The 24,304-nt window shown below is 76.6% G+C and carries 10 protein-coding genes; 6 read left to right on the forward strand and 4 right to left on the reverse strand.

Annotated elements, in window-relative coordinates; genetic code table 11:
* Positions 1–51 precede the first annotated feature (51 nt).
* The 5 genes from ACFXPX_RS27525 (at position 52) to ACFXPX_RS27545 (ending at position 20,002) form a co-directional block, all read left to right on the forward strand.
* Complete coding sequence (locus ACFXPX_RS27525; protein ID WP_380643852.1) at positions 52–13,413, forward strand: MupA/Atu3671 family FMN-dependent luciferase-like monooxygenase; 13,362 nt, start codon at positions 52–54, stop codon at positions 13,411–13,413.
* Positions 13,410–14,888, forward strand: a complete 1,479-nt coding sequence (locus tag ACFXPX_RS27530) for a condensation domain-containing protein (RefSeq protein ID WP_380643854.1) — start codon at positions 13,410–13,412, stop codon at positions 14,886–14,888. Before ACFXPX_RS27525 ends, ACFXPX_RS27530 begins: the two co-directional genes overlap by 4 nt.
* Before the next feature lie 173 nt (positions 14,889–15,061).
* Positions 15,062–16,450, forward strand: coding sequence for a BTAD domain-containing putative transcriptional regulator (locus ACFXPX_RS27535; RefSeq protein WP_380643866.1), 1,389 nt, complete (start codon positions 15,062–15,064; stop codon positions 16,448–16,450).
* Positions 16,447–19,485 carry a BTAD domain-containing putative transcriptional regulator gene (locus tag ACFXPX_RS27540; protein WP_380643856.1) on the forward strand — a complete coding sequence of 1,013 codons (3,039 nt, stop codon included), beginning with the start codon at positions 16,447–16,449 and terminating at the stop codon, positions 19,483–19,485. Before ACFXPX_RS27535 ends, ACFXPX_RS27540 begins: the two co-directional genes overlap by 4 nt.
* Before the next feature lie 112 nt (positions 19,486–19,597).
* Entirely contained in the window at positions 19,598–20,002 is a 405-nt protein-coding gene (locus ACFXPX_RS27545; RefSeq protein WP_380530473.1) for a hypothetical protein, read from the forward strand.
* Positions 20,003–20,072: 70 nt separating this feature from the next.
* Here ACFXPX_RS27545 and ACFXPX_RS27550 read toward each other — a convergent pair whose 3' ends face one another.
* Positions 20,073–20,894: a S1 family peptidase gene (locus tag ACFXPX_RS27550; RefSeq protein ID WP_380530476.1), complete on the reverse strand. Its 822-nt coding sequence runs from the start codon at positions 20,892–20,894 to the stop codon at positions 20,073–20,075.
* 243 nt (positions 20,895–21,137) lie between these two features.
* On the opposite strand from ACFXPX_RS27550, the gene ACFXPX_RS27555 reads away from it, so the two are divergent.
* Positions 21,138–21,944: a DUF4389 domain-containing protein gene (locus ACFXPX_RS27555; protein WP_380530479.1), complete on the forward strand. Its 807-nt coding sequence runs from the start codon at positions 21,138–21,140 to the stop codon at positions 21,942–21,944.
* Positions 21,945–21,962: 18 nt separating this feature from the next.
* On the opposite strand, the gene ACFXPX_RS27560 is transcribed toward ACFXPX_RS27555, so the two are convergent.
* The 3 genes from ACFXPX_RS27560 to ACFXPX_RS27570 form a co-directional block, all read right to left on the reverse strand.
* Positions 21,963–22,721: an IclR family transcriptional regulator gene (locus ACFXPX_RS27560; RefSeq protein WP_380643858.1), complete on the reverse strand. Its 759-nt coding sequence runs from the start codon at positions 22,719–22,721 to the stop codon at positions 21,963–21,965.
* Between the two features lie 121 nt (positions 22,722–22,842).
* Entirely contained in the window at positions 22,843–23,175 is a 333-nt protein-coding gene (locus ACFXPX_RS27565; RefSeq protein WP_380530509.1) for a putative quinol monooxygenase, read from the reverse strand.
* A gap of 183 nt (positions 23,176–23,358) precedes the next feature.
* A complete protein-coding gene (locus ACFXPX_RS27570; RefSeq protein WP_380643860.1) occupies positions 23,359–24,255 on the reverse strand; it encodes an NAD(P)H-binding protein in 897 nt (298 codons plus the stop codon).
* Between the last annotated feature and the right edge of the window lie 49 nt (positions 24,256–24,304).

The following is a 24,304-nucleotide window of genomic DNA, read 5'->3' on the forward strand; positions in this document are numbered from 1 at the left end:
GGCAGCCCTACCCGCGCACGCCCCGCACCGATCCGAAAGGTGCCGTCGCCGATGAGCCCCACCGGTTCCGAGCGCGCCCGGCTGCGCGCCCTGGAGGCCCGGCTGCTGCTGCGTCCCGAGGTCGCCGACTGCGCAGTGCTGCCGGTCGAGCGCGCCGACGGCCGCCTCGGCCTGCTGGCCTACCTGGTGCCCGCCGCCGACACCGACCCCGTCGCGCTGCGCCGCCGGGCCACCGCCGCCCTGCTGGACGCCGACCCGGGCACCGAGGTGCACCTCCTGGACGGCATCGTGCGGACCGCGCTGGGCGAACCCGACCGCGCCGCCCTCGCCGCCGCCGCGGCCCGGCCGCCGGCCGGCGCCGGGCCCGCGCTCCGCCACCTGCGCGAACTCACCCCGCACTGGCGGCCGTTCGGCGCCGCCGGCACGGCCGCCGGTGCGACCCCGGGCGGTTCGACGGCCGGTTCGACGGCCGCGCCCGAAGAGGCCTCGTCCGAAGAGGTTACGCCCGAAGAGGCCGTACCCGAGGAGCCCGGGAGCGAGGACCCCGGGACCGAGGCGGTCGGCGCCCCGCTGCCCGCCCCGGCTCCGGACGCGCCGCGCACCCTGCCCGAGGCCCTGCTGCGCGCCGCCGAACGGCACCCGGACCGCGGCCTGCACCTGGTCCGGGCCGACGGCGGGGCGACCAGGCTGACCTACCGCCGGCTGCTGGAGCGGGCCCGGGAGACCCTCGCCCTGCTGAGCGCCGCGGGGCTGCGGGCGGGCGACCGGGTGATCCTCCAGGTCCCGGACCAGGAGGGCTACTTCACCACCCTGTGGGCCTGCCTGCTGGGCGGGGTGCAGCCGGTCACGGTCGCTCGTCCGCCCGCGTACGACCAGCCCAACCCGGTCCTGGAGAAGCTCTGGCACGCCTGGCAGACGCTGGCGGAGCCGCCGGTGCTCGCGGGCGGTCCGGCCGTGGCGGGCCTGGCCCGGCTCGAGGAGCTCTACCCGGCGCCGGGCCTGCGGGTCATCGCGGTCGACCGCCCCGCCGACGGCGCCGCCGCAGCCGTCGGCGCGGGCGCCGAGCACGCCCCGGACCCTGGCGACGTGGCCATCCTCCAGCTCTCCTCCGGCAGTACCGGCCGCTCCAAGGCGGTGCAGATCACCCACCGCGGCATCCTGGAGTACGTGGCCGGCGCGGTCGCCCAGGGCACCCTGCCCGAGGACGTCACCGTCAACTGGCTGCCGCTGGACCACGTCGCCGGGCTGCTGATGTTCCACCTGCGTGACGTGGCGCTCGCCGCCGACCAGGTGCAGGTGCCCACCGAGCTGGTGCTCGCCGACCCGCTGGTCTGGCTGGACACCCTGGAGCGCTACCGGGGCGCACACTCCTGGTCGCCCAACTTCGGCTACCGGCTGGTCGCCGAGGCGGTGCGGGCGGCCGGCCCCGGCCGGAGCTGGGACCTCTCCTCGGTCAAGTCCCTGATCAACGCGGGGGAGCAGTGCACCGAGGCGGTGCTGGACGAGTTCCTGGCCGCCACCGGCCCGTTCGGCGTACGGGCGGAGCACGTGCTGCTCGGCTGGGGCATGGCCGAGACCTGCACCGTCATCACCTACAAGCGCTACCACGAGGACGGCGCCCGCCGGCTGGTGCGCACCGACTCGCTGACCGGCCGGCTGGAGCCCGCGGACCCGGACTCCCCGGAGCGCGGCACCGCGTTCCTCAGCATGGGGCGCCCCGCCCCCGGCGCCCGGATACGGGTGGCGGGCGAGGACGGCCGGGCCCTGCCCGAGCACCGGGTCGGCCGGCTCCAGGTCGACTCCGGCCGGGTGACGCCGGGTTACCTGAACAACCCGGCCGCCGACGGCGAGGCCTTCGTCGGCGACGGCTGGTTCGACACCGGGGACCTCGCCTTCCTGGCCGACGGTGAGGTGGTGCTCACCGGCCGGCGCAAGGAGATCATCATCGTCAACGGGGTGCACCACTTCTGCCACGAACTGGAGGACGTGGTCGCCTCGGTGGCGGGGGTGCGCTCCGGGCACGTCGCCGCCTTCGGGGTCCCGGACGAACGCACCGGCACCGAACAGCTGGTGATCGCCTATGTGCCGAACGACCCGGACGCCCCCGCAGCCCCGGTGGCCGCCGAGGTCCGCCGGGTGCTGGCCGCCCGGCGGCAGCCGGCCCCCGCCCTGGTGCTGCCGGTGCCGGCGGCCGACTTCCCGCGCACCACCAGTGGCAAGATCCAGCGCACCGCACTGCGCGGGCGCCTGCTCGACGGCGGGCTCGACGAGCACCTCGTGGCGATCGACCTGGCGGAGGCCAACGCCCGGACCGTTTCCGACTGCGTGCGTCGGATCGTCTGGGAACCCCGCCCGGCGCCGGACGCCCCTGAGGCTCCGGAGGATTCCGAGGATTCCGAGGCTCCCGCGGATTCCGAAGGTTTCGAAGATCCTGAAAGTTCCGAGCCTCCGGAGCCGACCCTGCTGCTCGGCCCGGCCGGTCCCGGGACCCTCGCCGAGGCACTGGCCGCCGCCCTGCCCGGGGCCGTCCTGGTGGAGCAGCCGCCGACCGCCGACCCCGCGCAGTGGCGGCGGGCGCTCGGCGCCGAGCGCCCCGGGCGGGTGGTCCACCTCTGGGGCGCGGACGGCGGGCCCGCCGCGTCGTCGGACGGCGTACCGCCGGACGTAGCCCTGCTCGCCCTGCTGCGGGCCCTCGCCGAGCGGCCGCCGACCGGCGAGCTGGTCACCGTCAGCGCCGGACTGCACGCCGTACTGCCCGGTGAACTCCCCGACCCGGCGGCGGCGTTGACGGCGGCACTGACCGCCGGGGCGAGAGCCGAGCAACTGGTGCCCGCCGCCCGGCACATCGACCTGCCGACCGGTCCGCCGCCCGCCGAGCAGGCCGCCGCCCTGCTCACCCTGCTGGCCGAACCCCGGCCGGAGCCGGAGAGCGCCTGGCGCCGGGGCCGTCCGTGGGTGCCCAGGCTCGGACCGGTTGAACCCGGCACCGCCACCGACGCCCCCGCCGACGAGGGCTGCTCGCTGCTCTCGCCCGGCGCCCGCTACCTGGTCACCGGCGGCCTCGGCGGGATCGCCGCCGAGCTGCTGCCCGGCCTGCTGCGCGACCACGGCTCCCGACTGCTGCTGATCGGCCGCACCGACCTGGACGCGCCCACCGCCGAGGCGGCCGAACGCCGCGCCGCGCTGCACCGGCTGTCCGGTTACGGCGGCCGGGTCGACTACCGCCGCGCCGACGTGACGGACCGCGAGCAGCTGGCCGCCGTGGTCGCCGAGGCCGAACGGGACTGGGGAGCACCGCTGGACGGCGTGCTCCACCTGGCCGGCGCCTACCGGATCGCCCTGCTCTCCGGCACCGGCCCGGACGACTGGCGGGAGGCGGTGCGTGCCAAGACGACCGGCACGGACCACCTCGTCGAGCTGGTCCGGCAGCGCCCCGGCGCCCAGTTCGTCGGCTTCTCCTCGATGGTCGGCTTCCAGGAGGCCGTCGGCTCCACCGCGTACGCCGCCGCCAACCGCTACCTGGAGAGCGCGGTCGAACGGCTGCACCGGAAGACCGGCACCCCGGCCTGGACGATCTCCTGGGGCCTGTGGAGCCGGGTCGGCATGAACCGCGCCACCGACCACGAGCAGGCCTCCGCCGCCCGGGGCATCGCCGTGCTGAGCGCCGCGCAGGGCCGCCGGCTGGCCACGCTGCTGTTGGCCGGCGCCCCGGGCCGCTGGTACGCCGGGCCGGACCCGAGCGCCCCCGCCGCGCGCCGCCACCTGCTGGCGACCGCGCCTCGGCCGGTCCCGGAGGCGCCCGCCGGCCGTACGGACGAGGACCGGCCCCCGCAGCGGGTTTCCGAGCCCGCCCCCGCCGCGGCCGCCCCTGCCGAGCCCACCCCTGCCGCCGCCTCGCCGGTCTCCACCGAGCTGCGCCGGACCGTCCTGGACGCCTTCGAGACGGTCCTCGACGCCCCGCTCGACCCGGCCCGCCCGCTGGCCGAACTCGGCATCGGTTCGCTCCAGTTGATGCGGGTGCACGGCGCCCTCAGCGCGGCCCTGCCGACGCCCCCGGCGCCCACCGAACTCTTCCGGCACCCCACCGTGGACGCCCTGATCGCCCACCTGACCGAGGCCCCCGCGCCGGCCCAGGCCACCGCGACCGCCACCGCGACCGCCACCGCGACCGGCACCGCGAGCGGCACCGCCCCCGGGGCCCCGGCGGGCGACGACCGCCGGATCGCCGTCGTCGGCCTGGCCCTGCGCTTCCCCGGCGCCGACACCCCCGAGCAGTACTGGCGCAACATCGTCGACGGCGTCCGCAGCACCACCCGGTTCACCGAGGAGGAGCTGGCGGCTGCCGGACTGCGCCCCGAGGAGTACCGGCACCCCGACTTCGTCCCGGTGACCGGGGCACTGCCCGACACCGACCGCTTCGACGCCGAGGCCTTCGGCATCAGCGGCACCGAGGCCGCCCTGATGGACCCCCAGCAGCGCCTGCTGCTGGAGATCTGTCGCCAGGCCCTGGAGGACGGCGGCTACGACGCCCCCGACCCGCACCGCCGGGTCGGCGTCTTCGCCGGCACCGGGATGACCCTGTACGCGCTGCGCACCTACTACCAGCACACCCTGGCCGGCACGGCCGACCCGGCCCAGCCGGTGTCCGCGCTGCAGACCGCGATCGGCAACCAGGCCGACTTCGCCGCCACCCGGGTCGCCTACCGGCTGGGCCTGACCGGCCCGGCGATCGGCGTGCAGACCGCCTGCTCCACCTCGCTGGTCGCGGTGCACCTGGCGGCACAGTCGCTGCTCGCCGGTGACTGCGACCTGGCCCTGGCCGGAGCCGCCGCCCTGCACATCCCGCAGGCCGCCGGATACCGCTACGAGGAGGGGTCGATCCTCTCGCCCGACGGCGAGTGCCGGGCCTTCGACGCGGCGGCCGCCGGCACCGTCGGCGGCAACGGGGTCGCGGCCGTCCTGCTCAAGCGCCTGGACCGGGCACTGGCGGACGGCGACACCGTGCACGGCGTGATCCTCGCCTCCGCCGTCAACAACGACGGCGGGCTCAAGGTCGGCTACACCGCGCCCAGCGTGGACGGGCAGGCGGCCGTGATCGGCCGGGCCCTCGACCTGGCCGGGGTGCCGGCCGAGAGCGTCGGCTACGTCGAGGCGCACGGCACCGGCACCCCGCTGGGCGACCCGATCGAGTTCCGGGCCCTGGCCCAGGCGTTCCGGGCCCGGACGCGGGCCGCGGACTTCTGCTCGCTCGGCTCGGTCAAGCCCAACATCGGCCACCTGGACACCTGCGCCGGAATGGCCGGGCTGATCAAGGCCCTGCTGGTGCTGCGGCACGGCACCGTCCCGCCGCTGGTCAACTTCGACCGCCCCAACCCGGCGCTGGAGCTCGCCGGAAGCCCGTTCCGGCTCGCCGCCGAGCGCCGCGACTGGCCGGCCGGCGCCACCCCGCGCCGGGCCGGGGTCAGCGCACTGGGCGTCGGCGGCACCAATGCCCACCTGGTGCTGGAGGAGGCCCCGGCGTCGTCCGCGCCCGGTGCCGCCGACGGCCCCCGGCAGGAGGCGCCGACCGTCCTGCCGCTCTCCGCCCGTACGGAACAGGGCCTGACCGCCCTGGCCGGGCTGCTGCGCGACCGCCTGGCCGCCGGACCGGCGCCCGCCCCCGGCGACCTGCCGCTCACCCTGGGCGGCGGGCGCCGCGCCCTGCGCCACCGGCTCGCCGTCACCGGCGCCGGTCCGGCGGACCTGCTCCGCGGCCTGGAGGCCCACCTGGCGGGCCGCGGCTCGGCCACCGCACCGGTACGCCGCGAGGCCCCGCGCGGTGACGTCCGGCCGGTGCTGCTCTTCACCGGCCAGGGCGGCCAGTACCGGGGCATGGCCGCCGAACTCCACCGCGCCTTCCCGGTCTTCCGGGCCGTCCTGGAGGAGTGCGACCGGCTGCACCGCGAGGCCTGGGACGAACCGCTGCTGCCGCTGCTGCTCGACCCCGTGCCCGAGGGCGCCGCCGACGACTGGACCACCGAGGCCGCGCAGCCCGCGCTGTTCGCCCTGCAAGCGGCCCAGCTGCGGCTCTGGCAGGAGCTCGGGCTGCGCCCGGCCGCCGTCGCCGGGCACAGCGCCGGCGAGTACGCGGCCTTCCACGCGGCCGGCGCCCTCGACCTCGCCGACGGGATGTTCCTCACCGCGCTGCGCGGCCGGCTGATGCACCGGGCGACCGCTCCCGGCGCGATGACGGCGGTGATGGCCGGTCCGCAGCGGCTCGCCGAACTCGCCGACTGGCTGCCCGGGGTGGAGCTCGCCGTGGTCAACGGCGCCGGCCAGTGCGTGCTGTCCGGCCCGCCGCGGGACATCGCGGCCGCCCAGGCCGTGCTGGCCGCCGAGGGCGTGACCACCGAACGACTCGCCACCGACCGGGCGTTCCACTCCCGGCTGCTCGACCCGGTGCTCGCACCGTTCCGCGAACAGCTCGCCCGGCTGCGGCTGCGCCCGCTGACCGTACCGCTGGTGAGCAACCTGGGCGGCGAGGTGCTGGCCCCCGGCACCGTGCCCACGCCCGACTACTTCGTCCGGCAGACGAGGGAGTGCGCGCGCTTCGACCAGGTGCTCGCCGCCCTGGACGGGCAGGGCCACGAACTGTTCCTGGAGCTCGGCCCGCACCCGACGCTCACCGGCATGGGCCGCCGGGAGCTGCCGCACCGCCACTTCGTGGCCGGTGCCCGCCGCGGCGCCCCGCAGGAGCCGCAGTTCGACGCCGCGGCCGGAGCGCTGTGGTCCCACGGCGTCCCGATCGACTGGGCGCGGTTCGCCGCCGCCCGTGACTGGCCGGACGGCCCGGCCCGCCGGGTGCCCCTGCCGACCACCGTCTACCAACGCCGCCGCCACTGGTTCACCGCCCCCGACCGGCCGACGACCACCGAGGACCCCGCCATGCACCAGGCACCGCCGCCCCAGCCGACCGCCCCGGCGGCCGCCGTCCCAGCGTCCGCTGTCCCGGCCGCCGTCCCCGCCGCCGCAGCAAGCCCCGAGCAGCTCGCCGAGGAGGCGGTGCTGCGCCGGGTGCTGGAGCAGACGGCCCGCCAGCTGGGCCACGACGAGGGGGCGGTCGGCGCCGACGACCCCTTCTTCGACCTGGGCGCCGACTCGCTCGGGATGATCAACATGATCCGGGACCTGGAGCGCGCCTTCCGGGTGCGGATCTCGATGCGCGAACTGTTCGAGGCGGCGGACACCCCGGCCCGGCTGGCCGGGCTGATCGCCGACCGGCTGGAGCCCGACGTCCGGGACGGGCTGCTCCCGGCGGCCGCGCCGGAGCCGGTCGCGGCCCCGGCGCCCCTGGCCGCAACGCCCGCCCTCCCCGTACCGGCCGCGCCCGCCGCACCCGTCGTACCCGCCGCGACCGTTCCGTCCGCGCCCGCTCCTGCCGCGCCCGTCCCGGCACTTCCGTCCGCACCCCCGGTCCCGGTCCCGCTCGCCTCCGCCCCGGTGACCGACGGCACCGGCCTGATCGAGCGCCAGCTCGCGCTGCTCGGCCAGTTCTCCGACCTGATGCGCGACCAGCTCGGCCTGCTGGCCGGGACCGGGCCGGCGCCCGCGACCGGGGCGGTACCGCCCGCGCCCCTCCCGGTGGCGGCCCCCGCCGCCCTGCCCCCGTCCGTCGCCCCGGTCGTCGTCCCGGCCGTCGAGGCCCCGCTTCCCGCCGCCGCCCCCGCGCCGGCCGCCCCGCAGGTGCACGGCCCCCGGGTGACCGTCTCCCGCGAGTCCGGCATGGCCGCCGGCGGCCTGACCGAGCAGCAGCGCGCCCACGTGGACGGGCTGGTCGCCCGCTTCACCGCCCGTACCGCCGCCTCCAAGGCGGTCACCCGCCGCCACCGCCGCACCCTCGCGGACAGCCGCGCCGTGGTGGGCTTCCGCTCCTCGACCAAGGAGATGCTCTACCCGCTCGCGGCCCGCCGGGCCCGGGGCTCCCGGCTGGAGGACCTCGACGGCAACACCTACGTCGACATCACCATGGGCTTCGGCGTCCTGCTCTTCGGCCACGACCCGGAGTTCGTCGCCGAGGCCGTCCGCGAGCACCTGGCCGGCGGGCTGCGGCTGGGCCCGCGCGGCCCGGAGACCGGGGAGGCCGCCGAGCTGCTGGCCGAGCTGACCGGCACCGAGCGGGTCGCCTTCGCCAACTCCGGCACCGAGGCGAACGCCGGGGCGATCCGGCTCGCCCGCGCCTTCACCGGCCGGGACAAGATCGTCATGTTCGAGGGCTCCTACCACGGCCACTTCGACCACACCCTGGGCCGGACGGTGGGCCACGGCGCCGACCGGGAGACCGTCCCGGTGTCGAGCGGCATCCCCGGCAGCGCCGTCGCCGACCTGATCGTGCTGCGGTACGGCGATCCGCAGAGCCTCCAGGTCATCGAGGAGCTCGGCGACCGGATCGCCGCCGTACTGGTCGAACCGGTGCAGAGCCGCCACCCGGGCCGCCAGCCGGCCGAGTTCGTCCGCTCGCTGCGCGAACTGACCGCCCGCCGCGGCATCGTGCTGCTCTTCGACCAGATGCTCACCGGCTTCCGGCCCCACCTGCGCGGCGCCGAGGGCTTCTGGGGCGTGACCCCGGACCTCTCCACCTACGGCAAGGTGCTCGGCGGCGGCTACCCGATCGGCGCGATCGCCGGGCGGGCCGACATCCTGGACGGGATCGACGGCGGCCACTGGGACTACGGGGACGACAGCTACCCGCCGAAGGACACCACCTTCTTCGGCGGCACCTACATCCAGCACCCGCTGGCGATGACCGCGGCCGGTGCCGTGCTGCGCCACCTCAAGGAGGCCGGCCCCGGCCTCCAGGAGCGGCTGAACGCCCGCACCGACGAACTGGCCGCGACCCTCAACGGGTTCTTCGAGGAGGAGGAGTTCCCGCTCCGGCTGGCCCACTTCGGCTCGCTGTTCCGGTTCGAGCCGCGGGCCGACGTGGAGCTGTTCTTCCCGGAGCTGCTGACCCGCGGGGTCTACGTCTGGGAGTGGCGCAACTTCTTCCTCTCCACCGCCCACACCGACGGCGACCTGGAGTTCGTGGTCGACGCCGTCCGGGAGTCGCTGCGCGGCCTGCGGCGCGGCGGCTTCTTCCCGGCCTCGCCCGGGGTGCGGCTCCCGGCCCCGACCCCGCGCCCGGCGGCCGACCTGCCCGAACTGCCCGCACTCACCACGGAATCCCGCACCGGTACCGGGGCCGAGCCCGTTCCGTACCACCCGGTGAGCGACCCGCAGCGCCCGGTCGATTTCAGCCTGTACTTCTTCGGCGACTACCCCCAGGACTCCCCGGAGGACGAGAAGTACCGCATCGTCCTGGAGAGCGCCCGCTTCGCCGACCGGCACGACTTCCACGCCGTCTGGCTGCCGGAGCGCCACTTCCACTCCTTCGGCGGGATCTTCCCCAACCCCTCGGTGCTGGCGGCCGCGCTGGCCCGGGAGACCAGCCGGATCCGGCTCAACGCGGGCTGCGCGGTGCTGCCGCTGCACCACCCCGTCCGGGTGGCGGAGGAGTGGTCGGTGGTGGACAACCTGTCCGGCGGCCGGGTCGGGCTGGGCTGCGCCAGCGGCTGGCACCCCAACGACTTCCTGTTCTTCCCGGAGAACTACGGCGGCCACAAGGAGCTGATGCACCGCCAGGTCGACACCGTCCGGGCGCTGTGGCGCGGCGAGCCCTACCGCGGCCGCAACGGCAACGGGGAGCCGATCGAGGTGACCCTGCACCCGCGCCCCTTGCAGGAGCAGCCGCCGATGTTCACCGCGATCGTCGGCAACCCGGACAGCTTCCGCGAGGCCGCCCGGCACGACCTCGGCGTGATCACCAACCTGATGACCCAGGACATCGCCCAACTCGCCGAGAACGTCGCCCTCTACCGGCGCACCCGGGCCGAGCACGGGCTGGACCCGGAGGCCGGCCGGGTGGTGGTGCTGGTCCACACCTACCTGGGCGCCGACCTCGCCACCGCCCGCGCGCAGGCCTACCGCCCGTTCTGCCACTACCTGCGCTCCTCGCTCTCGCTGTTCGGGCAGATGGCCAACAGCCTCGGCCTGACCCTGGACTTCGAGAACACCCGCGAGGAGGACCTCGAGTTCGTGCTGGAGCGCGCCTACGAGCGCTACTGCGCCTCGCGCGCCCTGATCGGCACCCCGGAGAGCGTCGGGTCCGTGCTCGCCGAGCTGCGGGCGGCCGGCGCGGACGAGATCGCCTGCTTCGTCGACTTCGGGCTCGCCCCCGACCTGGTGGCCGCCGGCCTGCCGCAGATCGACGCGCTGCGCCGCTCCACCGAGCGGGGCGCCGCGCTGTCCTACGCGCAGCAGCGGATGTGGTTCCTGCACCGGATGCTGCCCGACGCCGCCCAGTACAACGAGGTCAAGGCCGTCGAACTGGACGGCCCGCTGGACCCGGAGGCGCTCGACACCGCGCTGCGCGCGCTGGTGGAGCGGCACGTCGGGCTGCGCACCGTCTTCCGGGAGCAGGACGGCGAACCGTTCCAGCAGGTGATCCCGGCGCCGGACGGCCCGGTGCTGGAGCGGGTCCCGGTGCACGGGCCGGCCGAGGAGGCGGTGGCCGCGCTGGTCGCCGCCGAGGGCGCCCGCCGCTTCGACCTGGCCGAGGGCCCGCTGTTCCGCGCCGGGCTGCTGGCGACCGGGCCGGACCGGCACGTCCTGGTGCTGTCCATGCACCACATCGTGATCGACACCCTGTCCACCGTGGTGATCACCCGGGAGCTGGGGGAGCTGTACCGGGCGGCCCGGGAGCAGCGGCCGCACCGGCTGCCCGCGCTCACCACCACCCCGGCCGCCGAAGCCGCCCGGGAGCGGGCCGCGGTGGCCGCCGGGGCCTACGAGGAGAGCCTCGACCACTGGCGCAAGGTGCTGGGCGGCGAGCTGCCGGTGCTGACCCTGCCCACCGACCGGTCCCGCCCCGCCGTACCGGACGGTCGCGGCCGTTCGTACGTCCGCCACCTTCCCGCCGAACTCTCCTCGGGCATCCGGGAGTTGGCCCGCGAGCGGCGCTCGACCCTGTTCATGGTGCTGCTCACCGCCTTCGCCGGGGTGCTCCAGCGCTACAGCGGCCAGGACGAGGTGGTGCTGGGCACTCCGCTGGCCAACCGGGCGGACGGCACCGAGGACCTGGTCGGCTTTTTCGTCAACACCCTGGCGCTGCGGCTGGACCTCACCGGCGAGCCGGACTTCGCCGAGGCGCTGGACCGGGTCCGCTCCACCGCGCTGGACGGCTACGAGCACCAGCAGCTGCCCTTCGAGGTCCTCGTCCAGGAACTGAACCCGCAGCGGGACACCAGCCGCAACCCGCTCTTCCAGGTCATGGTCGAGTTCGAGAACCACGCGGTCTTCGAGCTGGACCTGCCCGGGGTGACGGCCCGCCCGCTGGACCACGTGGTCGACCGCTCCGCCTTCGACCTGGCGCTCTTCCTCACCAACCTCCCCGACGGCATCCGCTGCCACGTGGAGTACGCCGAGACCCTGTTCGACCGGGCCACGGTGGACCGGCTGTTCGACGCCTTCGAGCGGCTGCTGGCCGCCGCCGTCGCCGACCCGGCGCGACCGCTCACCGAGCTGACGGCGGCCCCCGCCGACCCCGCCCTGGAGTGCGGACCGGAGGCGGCGCCGGCGCCCGCGCACCCGCTGGCCCGGGTGGCGGCCACGGTGGCCGACCGGCCGGAGGCCGTCGCGGTGGTCGCGGCCGACGGCACCGCGACCGACTACCGGACGCTGCACGCCAGGGCCGAGGGCCTGGCCCGCCGGCTGCTCGCCGCCGGGGTACGGGAGGGCGACCGGGTGGCCGTGCTGCTGCCGCGCTCGGCGGACCAGGTGGCCGCGCTGCTGGCCGTGCTGCGGCTGGGCGCCGTCCTGGTGCCGATCGACCCGGTGCAGGGCGCGGAGCGCTGCCGGCTGATCGCCGCGGACAGTGCCCCGACCGTGCTGCTCACCGCCCGGGGCACCGACCTGATGGGCATCTCGCTGCCGACCGTCCACACCGACACCGACACCGACACCGACACCGGGCCCGCGGGCGGGGCGGAACTGCCGCCGCTGCCCGTCCCGTCGGCGCAGTCCGCCGCCTACCTGCTGTACACCTCCGGCTCCACCGGCCGCCCCAAGGGCGTGCTGATGCACACCCTCGGCCTGGCCTCGCTGATCGACTGGAACGTCGCCGAGCACCCGGCCGCCCGCACCCTGCAGTACGCCTCCTGCGGGTTCGACGTCAGCGTCCAGGAGATGCTGACCACACTGGCCGGCGGCGGCACCCTGCTGCTGATCGAGGAGGAGACCCGCTACGACATCACCGCGCTGGCCGCCGTGGTCCGCGCCACCCGGGCCGAGCGGCTGCACCTGCCGTACACCCCGCTGGCCGCGCTGGTCGCGGCGCTCGGTGACGAACCGGCGCCCCACCTGCGCGAACTGATCCAGGGCGGCGAGCAGTTGCTGCTCACCCCCGCCCTGCGGGCGTTCCTGGCCCGTAACCCCGGCTGCCGGCTGCTGAACCACTACGGCCCCACCGAGACCCACGGGGTCACGGCCGGCGAGGCCACCCCGGACGGACCGGACCACGCCTCGATCGGCCGCCCGGTGCCGGGAACCCGGATCGTGCTGCTGGACGCCGCCGGACGCCCCGTCCCGGCCGGGGCCGTCGGCGAGATCCACGTGCTCGGCGTCCAGGTCGGGCTCGGCTACCCCGGCCGGGCGCAGGAGAGCGCCGCCGTCTTCACCGACACCCCGGAGGGCCGCCGCTACCGCACCGGCGACCTCGGCCGGTGGCGGCCGGACGGCACCCTGGAGTACCTCGGCCGGGCCGACCGCCAGGTCAAGGTACGCGGCTACCGGATCGAACCGGGCGAGGTCGAGACCGTGCTGCGGACCGTGCCGGGCGTGCGCGGCGCCGCCGTGACGGGACGCCGGACGGCGACGGGCACCGCGCTGGCCGGGTACGTCCAGTGCGCGGCCGCCGACCTGCCCCGGGTGCGCGACCGGCTGGCCGACCTGCTGCCCGAGCACATGGTGCCGGGGCTCTGGGCCGCGGTCGCCGAACTGCCGTTCAGCGTCAACGGCAAGCTCGACACCACCGCCCTGCCGGAGCCGCTGCCGCTGGGCGCCGGACTGGCCGCCGTCGCCCCGGCCACCGAACTGGAGCGCACCGTGCAACGGCTGTGGGAGGAGGAACTCGGCCGCCCCACAGGGGTGGAGACCTCCTTCTTCGACCTCGGCGGCCACTCGCTGGCCGCCACCCGGCTGCTGAACCGGGTCCGCGAGGCCACCGGGCTGCGGATCGGCGTGCTGGAGTTCTTCCGCCGCCCCACCATCCGGGCGATGGCCGCCCACCGCCCGGCCGTCCAGGACCGCCCGGCCCCGGCCTACGAGGAGGGCGAGCTGTGACCGCCCCCGCCCCCGTATCCACCGCCGACCAGGGCTGGGACCGCCTGGTCCGGCTGCTCGACGAGCGCGGGATCGTGCTGCGCACCACCGGCGAGCGGCTCGGCTACCTCGCCCCGGCCGGCGCGCTGGACGAGGAGGCCGCCGGGCTCGTCCGGGCGCACCGGGACCGGCTGCTGGCCGTCCTGACCGGCTCCGGCGCGGCGCTCGCCGCCGCGCCGGCCGGGCTGGCCCAGCGCCGGCTGTACGGGATGCACGGCCGCTCCGCCGACCCGGCGGTGTGGAACATCACCCAGCGCATCACCCTGCGCGGCCCGCTCGACCCCGAGCGGCTGGCCGCCGCCCTCACGGCGCTGAGCGAGCGCCACGAGAGCCTGCGGACCGGCTACCGGCACACCGACCTGGGCCTGCTCCAGCAGGTGCGGCCGAACACCCCGGTGGAGCTGCCGGTCGAGGACCTGCGCACGCTCGACCCGGCCGCCCGGGACGCGGCGCTCGCCGGGGCCACCCGGGCCGAGGGCGCCCTGCCGTTCGACCTGGACGGCGACCGACTGCTGCGCGCTCGGCTGCTGCGCACGGCCGAGGACGTCGCGGTGCTGCTGCTGTCGCTCCACCACATCGTGGTCGACGGCTGGTCCCTGGCCACCCTGCTGGCCGACCTGGGCGCGCTGTACCGCGGGGACGGCGCCGCGCTGCCGGACCCCGGCCGGATGACCGACCACGCCTGCTGGGAGCGGACCGTGGTCACCCCGGCCGCCGTCACCGAGGCCCTCGACCACTGGGCCCACGTCCTGGGGGACACCCCGCCGGCGGTGGACCTGCCCACCGACCGGCCGCGCCCCAAGCAGCGCTCCGGGCGCGGCGGCACCCTCGCCTTCCGCGTCCCGGCCGGGTCGGCCGAGGCGGTGCGCCGCTGCGCCGCCGGGCGCTCCACCACCGCCTCGGCGGTGCTGCTCGCCGCCTACGCCCGGCTGCTCGGCGAGCTGACCGGGGCGGCGGAGACCCTGGTGGTGCTCTCGTACGCCAACCGCACCCGGCCGGTGGACGAGCAGGTCGTCGGCCTGCTCACCACCGGCCTGCCGATCCGGCTGCCCACCCGCCCGCCCGGCGGGTTCGGGGCCTCGGTGGACACGGCGGCCAGGGCGGTGGCCACCGCCCTGGACCACGCCACGGTGCCCTTCGGCCAGCTGGTCGAGCCGCTGCGCGAGCGCGGCGTCCGGCTGCCGGCCGGGTACCCGCAGGTCCTGCTCGCGGTGCAGAGCACCCCGGCGATCGCCCTCGACCTCCCCGGCCTGGCCGTCGAGGTCGAGGACGTGCCGGGCCCCTCCACCCGCGCCGACCTCTCCGTGCTCCTCACCCCGGACGCGGACGGCTACGCGGGCCTGGCCGAGTACGACGCCGACCTGTTCGACGCGGGGACGGTCCGGTCCTGGCTGGAACGGATGGTGGCGGACCTGGCCCGGGAGCTGACGGACTGACCGTTCCGGCCGCCCGCCCGGCGTGCGGAACCGGCCCGCGCCCCCCGGCAATCCGGCCGGAACTCCGGAAGATCGGACCAACTCTCGTTCTGTACACGTAAGATGACGCAGAGTTGGGTCCGGTCCGTTCGGAGCGGGCCGGGCAGGACCTGTCGGAGAGGGCCGTGCGAGAGATGCGCTTCACCGTCCTGGGGCCGCTGCGGGCCTGGTCCGCCGACCGGGAGATGCGGATCAACCGGGCCAGGGACCGGGCGGTGCTCGCGGTGCTCCTCGCCGCCCAGGGCCGGACCGTCCCGGTGGGCGAGATCGTCGACGGGGTGTGGGGCGAGGAGGCGGACGGCGCGCCGGACCGGCCCGCCGCCCTGCCCGGCCACGTCTACCGGCTCCGCAAGGTGCTGGACGGCGCGGCGCCGGACCGGACCGGCCCGAGCGTGCTGCGGCACCAGGGCAAGGGCTACCGGCTGGACGTCGACCCGGGCGCCGTCGACCGGACGGCCTTCCTGGCCGGGCTCGCCGACGCCGCCACCGCCCGCCGCAACTGGCAGCCCGAACGCGCCCGCACCCTGCTCTCCGGCGCACTCGCGCTCTGGTCCGGCCCGGCCCTGGACGACGTGCCGGGGCCGTTCGCGGCCCACGAACGCCGCCTGCTGGCGGGCCGCCGGGAGGAGGCACTGCGGCACTGCCGGGAGCTCGACCTGGAGCTCTCCGGCCACCCGGCGCCGGTGCCGACGCCACCCACCCGGGCGGTTCGACGGCCCTTCCACCTGCCCCCCGATCTACCCGACTTCACCGGACGCCGGGCCCAACTGGCCGCCGTCGCGGCGCTGCTGGCCGGTCCGGCCGGCCGCACGGCGCCGCTGGCCACCGTGACCGGCCCGCGCGGCGCGGGCAAGAGCGCCCTGGCGGTGCACGCCGCCCACCTGGCCGCCACCGGCTACCCCGACGGCCAGCTGTACGCGGACCTGCACACCACGGGCCCCGACGCCGTGTCCGACACCCTGGCGGCGTTCGTCCGCGCGCTGGGCGTCGAGGACGGGGCCGTACCGCCGGGTCCGGCCGAGCGCCGGGACCTGTTCCACCGGCTGCTGGCCGGACGGCGCCTGCTGGTCGTGCTCGACGGCGCCGCCGCCGTGGCAGCCGTCCGCCCCCTGCTGCCCACGGCGCCGGGCTGCGCCGCCCTCGTCACGCTCGACGGCCCAGGCGGCCCAGGCGGCCCGGGCGGTTCGGACGGCCCGGGCGGTTCGGCCGGGGCGGCCGGGATCGAGGGCGGCGGACACCCCGTCGGTCTCGGCCGGCTCAGCCCACCGGAGGCACTGCTCCTGCTCGGCCGGATCCTCGGCCCGGAGCGGCCGGCCCGCGAGCCGGAGGCCGCCCGGGCCCTGGCGGCCGCCTGCGACCACCTGCCGGGCCCGCTGCGCCGCGCGGCCGACCGGCTGGTCCGCCGCCCGGCCTGGCCGATCTCCGCTCTGCTGCCCCGGCCCGAGGACCCCCGGGCCGAACCGGTCGCGCCGGTCACGGCCTCGGTCACGGCCGTGGGCTGCGGGTCGGGCGGTGGCCGATGAGCCGCCGCGAACCCACCGAGTGCGCGGACGCGCCGGACGGGGTGTGGGCCCACCCCGGGGCCCCGGCAGGCGGCGCGGCCGGACCGCGCTTCGCCCTGCTGGGCCCGCCGGCCGGCTGGTACGACGGACAGCCGCTCGACCTGGGCCGCCGCCAGCAGCGGGCGTTCCTGGCGATGCTGCTGGCCCGCCCCGGCCGGGTGCTGACGGCCGCCGCGCTCGCCGACGGGGTCTTCGAGGAGGGGGCCCTCCCGAACCGCCCCGCCGCCGTACTGGCCACCCACGCCTACCGGCTGCGCAAGGAACTGCGCGGGCACGCCGCCGGGCACCTGCTGGTCACGGTCGACGACGGCTACCGGTTCGACGTGCCGGCCCGGGCCGTCGACCTCGGGGTGTTCGACCTCCTGGTCGGGCAGGCCGACCGGGCGCTGGCCGCCGGCCGGCCGCCGCAGGCCCGCGACCTGCTGGCCCGGGCGCTCGCCCTGCACCGGGGCGAGCCGCTGGCCGGCCTGCCGGGGCGGCACGCGGCCGAACTGCGCGAACACCTGACCCTGCGCCGGATCGCGGCACTGGAGACCAAGCTCGGCCTCGACGTGGAACTCGGGGACAGCCCGTCCTGCCTCGTCGACCTCGGCCGGGCGGTCTTCGCCCATCCGTTCCAGGAGCGCTTCCGGGCCCTGCTGGTGCTGGGGCTGCACCGGGCGGGTCGGCCCGACGAGGCCCGGGCCGTGCACGCCGAAGCCCGGCGCTTCTACCACGACCAGGGTCTGGACTGCGCCGAGCTGGACGCCGTACTGGACCGGATCCGCCGTACCGCCCCGGCCCCGGCCCCGGCACCGGCGGGCCCGAGCGGCCCGGCCCACCGCCCGCGCGCCGTACCGGCCCAGTCCCCGGCCCAGTCCCCGCCTCCGCCTCCGTCCCTGCTCCCGGCGCCCCGGCACCTGCCCTTCGGCATCGCGGACTTCACCGGCCGGCAGAGCGCGGTGGCGAGGCTGACCGCCCTGCTCGCCCCGCCGGACCCGACCGCCGTGGCCGTCGTGGCGGTCAACGGCCTCGGCGGGGTCGGCAAGAGCACGCTGGCCCTGCACGTCGCGCACGCCCTGCGCGACCGCTTCCCCGACGGTCAGCTCCGGCTGGACCTGCGCGGCACCCTGAGCGACCCGCTCGACCCGGCCGAGGCGCTCGCCGACCTGCTCACCGCCCTCGGCGTGCCGGACCGTGCGGTGCCCACCGACCCCGCCGAACGCGCCGCGCTCTACCGCACCACGCTGGCCGGACGCCGGGTGCTGCTGCTGCTCGACAACGCCGCCGACGCCGCCCAGGTGCTCCCGCTGCTGCCGGGCACCCGGAACTGCGCGGTGCTGCTCACCAGCCGCCACTGGCTGGGCCCCCTGCCCGGCGCCCACCACCTCCACCTGGACGCCATGCCGCCGTCCGAGGCGGTCGACCTGCTCGCCGCCGTCGCCGGACGGGCCCGGATCGCGGCCGAGCCCCGGGCGGCCACCGCGATCGTCGCGGCCTGCGGCCTGCTGCCGCTGGCGGTACGGGTGGCCGGCTCTCGGCTGGCCGCCGACCCGGGGCAGCCGCTCGCGGCGCTCGCCGCGAGCCTGGCCGACGAAGGCACCCGGCTCGCCGAACTTGCCTTCGACCACAGTGCGGTGGAACCCGTGCTGGCCCTCTCCTACGCCCGGCTCGGCGCCGCCCAGGCCCGCGCCCTGCGGCTGGTCGCGCTGCCGGACACGCCCGAACTCCCGCTCGCCGCCGCCGGCGCCCTGCTCGACCGCGCCCCCGAGGAGACCCGGGAACTGCTGGAGACGCTGGTCGACCTCAACCTGCTCCAGTCGCCCGCCGCCGACCGCTACGGGCTCCACGACCTGGTGCGGGCGTTCGCCCGCGGCCGGAGCGAGCGGCAGGACGCCCCGGAGGCGCTCACCGCCGCCTTCGCCCGGCTGCTCGACTTCTGCCTCGCCAGCGCCCGCAACGGTGAAGGGAGCGCCCGCCACGTCGACCGGGCCGGGAAGCAGCTGACCGGGGCCACGACGACCGTGCCGGGGCTGACCTTCCGCGGCGTCGACGAGGCCAACGTCTGGATGCTGGCCCAGAGCGCCCTGCACCACGCGGTGATCCACCGGGTCTGCCGGGACCCCGACCTGCCGGCGGCCCGGGCCGCCGACCTGCTGGACACCATGGGATCCTCCCTCTTCGGCCGGGGGTACGCCGGGTCGGTGGCCGAGCTCGCCGGCCGGCTCGCCGACACGGCCCGGGGCCGCGGCGAGCACGCGGCCGAGGCACTGGCCCGCTCGGTGCGCGCGAGCATGCTCTGGCACACCGGCCGCTTCCCCGAGGCGCGCGCCGAACTCGAGCGCGCCCTGCCGCTCTGCCGGGCCCGCGAGCTGCGCCCACTGCGGGCGAGGGCCCTGCACCTCCTCGGCTCCACCGCGCGATTGGAGCGGCGCTACGAGGACGCCATCGTCGCGCTGCGCCGCGCCGTCGCACTCTTCCACGAGCTCGGGGACGAGGGCGCCGAAGGCCTGGCCCTCGGCGAACTCGCCGTCAACCAGGCGCAGACCGGCCGGTTCCCCCAGGCCCGGGCCACCGCCACCCGGGGCGCCGAGCTCACCGGGCGGCACAGCTGCTGCGCGGAGGCCCTCAGCCACTTCTACCTCGCCCGGGTGCTGCACCTCGGTGGCGACCTCGGACCCGCCCTCGTCGAGGCCGAGCACGCCCGCCGGCGGATGCGCCGCTTCGGCCAGACCGACTACCACGTCGCCGCGAGCGTGCTGATCGCCCGGGTCCACCTGGCGGCCGGGCGGGCCGGGGCCGCCGTCCGGGCGGCGCAGGAGACGCTCCCGCTGGCCCGGCAGGCCTCGGGCACCCTGGAGGGGCACGCGCTCGGGATCCTCGGCGAGGCGTTCGCCGCGCTGCGCCGCACCGACCGGGCCAGGAGCTGCCTGAGCGAGGCACTGGGACGGTTCCGGCAACTGGGCCACCTCCGGGACGCGGCCGACATCGAACGGACGCTGCACGGCCTCGCCTGACGGACTCGCGCACGCGTCCGACGCGCTTGCTCATCAAACGTCCATCGCCGTACCCGAACCTTCTGTTGCGCCCGGTCACCGGACCGGGCCGCTACTGAGAGGCAGGACCGTCATGTTCGGCAACGGAGTCAGGAAGACGGCGATCGCCCTGGTCGGCACGGCCTTGGCCGCCGGCCTCGCGCTGGCGGGCACCGGGACCGCCGCGGCGTCCAGCGGTGGCGGCTGCGGCGGCCCCGACTGGGAACAGGCGTGTGTGAGCGCGGGGAACGGCCAGGTCACGGCGACGGCCAACACCAACTTCGGCAACGGCAACTGCACCGAGGAGGTGATCCTCTGGGACTACACCACCGGCGGCAGGGCGCTGGACACCAGCTTCGGCTGCCACACCGGCCCGTACAGCTTCAGCTACACCCTGAGCAACCCGAGCCCGGGCCACGACTACAAGGCCGAGGTGCGCCTCTACTGGAACGGCGGCTCCAACTACGACTACCAGCTCAGCCCGGACCTGTTCTACTGACCGGCGCCGTGTGACGGGGTCACCGGCCCGGGTCCGCCCCGGGCCGGTCACCTCGTCACCGGGCGGGCGTTCAGCCGTTCGCGCGGATCGTCGCGCGGATCCACTCCGCGTAGGCGGGCGCGCTGCTGTAGAGGCCGGGGCCGGCGGAGCACGGCACGTGCCCGCCGACGCCGGGGCCGGAGGTGACGCCGACGAGCTCCCAGCGCCCGCCCCGGCCGCGCTGGAGCTGCGGCCCGCCGGAGTCGCCGAAGCAGGCCATCGCCCGGGGGACCAGGCTGACGGTGCACAGCCGGGTGGGGCCCGCGTAGCCCGGGTCGCACTCGGCCTCGCCCGCCCGGCGGGTCTCCAACTGCTGGAGGCGGTCGGGGAAGCGCAGGCCGCCGAGGTCGCCGGTGTCGACGACGGTGCCGAAGCCGAGCAGCCGGGTCGGGGTGCCGGGGTCGCCGGGCCGCCCGGCGATCGGGATCGGCCGTTCCTTGACGGGGCGGTCCAGCCGGATCAGCGCGACGTCGTTCTGGTTGGGTCCGGCGTTGCCTCCCTGCCGGTACCCGGGGTGGGTGACCGTGCCGGCGATCGCGCGGACGGTGCCGCCGGACCTGCGCTCCGCGCTGCCGATGCGCACGGTGCCCGCAGGCTTCACCAGGTTCGGGTCGACGCAGTGGGCGGCCGTCAGCACCCACTGGCGGTCGATCAGCGAGGCGCCGCAGACCCCGTCGTCCAGGCCCGGTGCCGACACCGGGACGGAGGCCATGAACGGGTAGCGCTGCGGGGCGGCCGTCCCGTTGACGATCGCCCCGGCACTGCCGGCCGTCGCGACCGCGCAGCCGAGGGCGACCGCGGCCACGGTCGCGGCGCGGGCCGTACGACGCTTGCTGGACTTCCCGTTGAACATCGGGGCTCTCCTCGGAGGTAGGACTTTCCGTCTGCCCCTCAGCCTCTCCTTTCCAAGATCCACTGGACCATCCGGACACCAGGTGTACGAACGGTGGGGATTGCCCCCGTACGGCGCCGGGGTGCGGCGTGACCCGTCCGGCGCAGCGTGGCGCGCGGGGCGGGCGGCGGACTGCGATCTTCGGAGGGACCCGGCGGTGCACGACTGCCGGGTCCCCGTCGTTCCGAGACCGTGGAGGCCCGGATGTGGCAGGCTCCCCCCGCCCCCGTCAGCCGTGAGTGGCTTCCCGTCCTGGACATGCCGGCGCCCGCCGAGCAGAACCGCTGGACGGTGCTGCTGCGCCTGCTGCTGCTGATCCCTCAGTTCGTGGTGCTGTGGGTGCTGTCCCTGGTGGCGTTCGTGGTCACCGTGGTCGGCTGGTTCTGCGCGCTGGTCCTCGGCCGGCTGCCCGACTTCGCGGCGACCTACCTCAGCTCCTTCGTCCCGTACGAGGCGAGGGTCACCGCCTATCTGATGCTCACCGTGGACCGCTACCCGCCGTTCCGGTTCAGCGCCCCCGAGTACCCGGTGCAGGTCGGCCTGCGGCCCGGTGAACTGAACCGGCTGGCCGTGCTGTTCCGGATCATCCTGGTCATCCCCGCCTCCATCGTGCAGGGCCTGCTGCACGCGGGCTGGTGGATGGTCTCGTTCATCATCTGGCTGGTGGTGCTGGTCCTCGGCCGGATGCCGCAGCCGCTCTACGAGGCGACGACCGCGATCCTGCGCTACCAGCTGCGCTACACCGCCTACCTGGTGATGCTCACCTCCGCCTACCCCAAGCGCCTGTTCGGCGAGGAGCCGGGCAGCGAGCCCGAGCGGGTCTCGGCCACCCGCCCGCTGGTGCTGAGCGGCGGCGGGCGCGGCCTGGTGGTGCTCTTCCTGATCCTCGGCGTGGTCTCCTGGGCGACCAGCTCCGTCACCGCCTCGGTCAACACCGACGACAACGACGACGACAACGGGACGAACCCGACCCAGCACGTCATCGCCCCGCTGGTGCCCGGTCCCTCCTGACGGCGGGGCCCCCGGGCGTCAGGACGGGTGCGCCGGGGACGCCTCCCGGGCGGCCTGCTTGACGGCGGCGATCAGCTGGTGGCGGCGGGCGCGCAGGTCCTCGGGGCGGACGGCCAGCGAGACGCTCCCGATCACGGCGCCGTCCGCGCCGAGCACGGGCGCGGCCAGGCAGGCCAGGCCGGTACGGGCCTCCTCGACGTCCAGGGCGACGCCGGTGCGGCGGATCCGGCGCAGCTCCTCGTCGAGCCGGTCGACCGAGGCGATGGTGCGCGGGGTGAACCGGCGCAGGCCGGGCTGCTCCAGGTAGCGGCGGCGGGCGGCCGGGCCGGCGGCGGCCAGGGCGATCTTGCCGTGGGCGTAGGCGTGAAAGCGCGGGTCGACGCCGACGGTGAGCTCGGGCCGCTGGTCACCGTCGGCGGCGACGGTGCGCACGTCGGCGATCACCAGCCCGTCGCCCTGGTAGGCGACGTAGTTCGCGGACGCGCGGGTGGCCTGCCGCATCCGGGCGAGCAGGTCGTCGATGCCGTCGGTCAGGCCCATCTGCCGCTGGAACGCGCGGTGCAGGGCGGAGACCTGGTAGCCGAGGGCGTAGCCGCCGTCGGTGCGCACCAGGTAGCCGCGCTCGGTGAGCGGGGCGAGGAGGGCGTAGGCCGTCGACAGGGCGCAGCCGAGGCTGCGGGCGAGGGCCTTGGCCGGGACGGGCGAGGGTGACCCCGCGACGAGTTCCAGCACCTCCAGGGTGCGGTCGGCGGCGCGCGGCCCGGTCTGCCCGGCCATGACGGGGTGCTCCTCGTGCTGGTGCCGCTCCTGCTGGTGCGGCGTGACCCGTCCAGTGTGCCGGGGGCCGGGCCGGGGGAGGCCACCGGCCCCCGGTCCGGCCCCCGCTCGGCGTCCGGGCTCAGGCCTCGCGCGGGGTGATCTCGCCCATGAGGTCCCAGCCCTCGCGGTCGGGGAGGTCGACGCTGATGATCCGGGGCTTGGCGGCGACCGCACCGGACAGCGTCCCCATGGCCTTGCGGAAGTGCGCCGACTCGACGTGCGCCCGCCCGGCCTCGCCGTCCCGGAACCCCTCCACGAGCACGTACTCGTCCGGGTCGTCCACGCTGCGGGACCAGTCGAAGAACAGGTTCCCCGGCTCGGCCCGGGTGGCCTCGGTGAACTCGGCGACGATGTCGAGCCACTGGGCGCTGAGCTCGGGGCGGACGGGGAACTTCACGGTGATGAAGATCATGACGCTCTCTCGGGTCGGGGGGCGGTCGAACCCCCATCGGGGGACGGTCGGACCCCCACCCTGCCCGACCGCCGCCCGGCCCGGGAAACCCGCGCCGCCGCGATTCCGTCCCTGCCGGAATCCGCGGCCTCCGGGCGGGCGACGCCCGGGCCCCGGGCGTGTCGCCCGCCCGGGGCCTGACGGTCAGGCCGGTACGGCCGGCTTGAGCACCTCCTCGCACCACTGGCGGAAGGTCGTCGGGCTCGCGCTCCGCGGGGTGCGCTCGACCCCGGCGTCCAGGCCGTCGTCCTTGGCCCGCATCATGTCGACGTACCCCTCCACGAGGGCCGGGCTGAACCCGTGCCCGGGGAGCGAGGCGCGGAAGTCGTCCAGCGACTGGCGCTCGTAGCGGACGGGGCGGCCGAGGACCTCGGACATGATGCGCGCCATGTCGTTCGCGGAGAGGTCCTCGGGGCCCAGCACCGGGACTTCGCCGGTGCCCGTCCAGGAGCGGTCGAGCAGCAGGTCGGCGGCGGCCGCGGCGATGTCCCGGGTGGCCGCCAGCGGCGCCGGGCGGTCGGCGGCGACGGTGGAGGTGTACACGCCGCGGTCCCGGATCGAGGCGGTCTGCTCCAGCAGGTTGTCCATGAAGGAGGGGTTGGCGAGCGCCCGGTAGGCCGCGCCGGTGCCCGCGAGGAGGTCGTCCATGGCCAGCGAGGCCGTGACGTGCCCGGCGCGGTGGGCGACGGGGGTGCCGCGGCCGAGCGCGGAGACGCCGACGACGTGCCGGACGCCGTGGGCGGTGAGGGCCTCGGCGGCGGCCCGGGTGAACCCGGAGTAGACGGCGTCCAGGCTCGGTGCCTGCGGGGTGGGCGGGACGACCCAGAAGACGGCGTGCGCGCCGGTGAAGGCGCGGTCGACGACCTCGGGGTCGTCGTGGGAGCCGGCGACGACGTCGACGCGGGCCCGGACGGCCTCCGGGAGCCGCGCCGGGTCGCGCACGACGACGCGCAGTTCCTCGGTGAAGGCGTGCGGCCCGTCGAGCAGGAGGTCGAGGAGCCGGCCGCCGATCTGGCCGGTGGGAGTGGTGATGACGATCATGTGTCGAGTCTCGGGCCGGTCAACTGCGGCGTCCAATACCCTTCCTGGG

This window comes from Kitasatospora sp. NPDC059146, assembly GCF_042786665.1.
Lineage (GTDB): Bacteria > Actinomycetota > Actinomycetes > Streptomycetales > Streptomycetaceae > Kitasatospora.

Excerpts from the sequence above, each read along its gene's own strand:
- ACFXPX_RS27545 (WP_380530473.1), top strand. The coding sequence starts at position 19,598 with ATGTTCGGCAACGGAGTCAGGAAGACGGCGATCGCCCTGGTCGGCACG.
- ACFXPX_RS27555 (WP_380530479.1), top strand. The coding sequence starts at position 21,138 with ATGTGGCAGGCTCCCCCCGCCCCCGTCAGCCGTGAGTGGCTTCCCGTC.
- ACFXPX_RS27550 (WP_380530476.1), bottom strand. The coding sequence starts at position 20,894 with ATGTTCAACGGGAAGTCCAGCAAGCGTCGTACGGCCCGCGCCGCGACC.
- ACFXPX_RS27535 (WP_380643866.1), top strand. The coding sequence starts at position 15,062 with ATGCGCTTCACCGTCCTGGGGCCGCTGCGGGCCTGGTCCGCCGACCGG.
- ACFXPX_RS27540 (WP_380643856.1), top strand. The coding sequence starts at position 16,447 with ATGAGCCGCCGCGAACCCACCGAGTGCGCGGACGCGCCGGACGGGGTG.
- ACFXPX_RS27525 (WP_380643852.1), top strand. The coding sequence starts at position 52 with ATGAGCCCCACCGGTTCCGAGCGCGCCCGGCTGCGCGCCCTGGAGGCC.
- ACFXPX_RS27570 (WP_380643860.1), bottom strand. The coding sequence starts at position 24,255 with ATGATCGTCATCACCACTCCCACCGGCCAGATCGGCGGCCGGCTCCTC.
- ACFXPX_RS27565 (WP_380530509.1), bottom strand. The coding sequence starts at position 23,175 with ATGATCTTCATCACCGTGAAGTTCCCCGTCCGCCCCGAGCTCAGCGCC.
- ACFXPX_RS27560 (WP_380643858.1), bottom strand. The coding sequence starts at position 22,721 with ATGGCCGGGCAGACCGGGCCGCGCGCCGCCGACCGCACCCTGGAGGTG.